Here is a 449-nt window from a genome sequence, read left to right on the forward strand (position 1 = left end):
GCGGACGACCAGCGCCCTGGGACTGGCCGTGCCACCCGTCGGCGCTCCGCCATACCGCGCCACGCCCGGACGAACGAGTGCGCCGTGATCGCACGTGCCGAGGAAGATGCCGCCTGAAGTGGCGAAACAGACCGGAAACTGTGAAAATTCGGCAGCCACGGTTTCCATCTCCGCACGCTGGTCGCCATTCTGTGCACTGTCCACGTCATCCGCGGAGGCGAGGTGACTCATGACGAAGAGGACGTCGATATGGCTTTCGGCTTTCACTAGATCTGCCAACTCGTCTCGGTCTTCAGGGGAAACCCCGAGGCGCGACATGCCGGTGTCGAACTGCAGGACGGCGGGAAGCGCGCGACCCGATGCGCTGGCCGCTGCCGCCCACCGCCGCCACTGTTCCAGCGAATTGACGACTGGGATGATGCCGCCATTCGCGCAGGCTTGTTCATTGC

General features: G+C 64.6%; 1 protein-coding gene. It reads right to left on the reverse strand.

Annotated features, from left to right (window positions below; genetic code table 11):
• On the reverse strand, positions 1 to 449 hold a 449-nt coding region (locus ACFHWW_RS34280), incomplete at both ends, for an alanine racemase (protein ID WP_379943841.1).

Origin of the sequence: Sinorhizobium sp. P24N7, from assembly GCF_042436655.1 — a bacterium.
Taxonomy (GTDB): Bacteria; Pseudomonadota; Alphaproteobacteria; order Rhizobiales; family Rhizobiaceae; genus Sinorhizobium; species Sinorhizobium meliloti_A.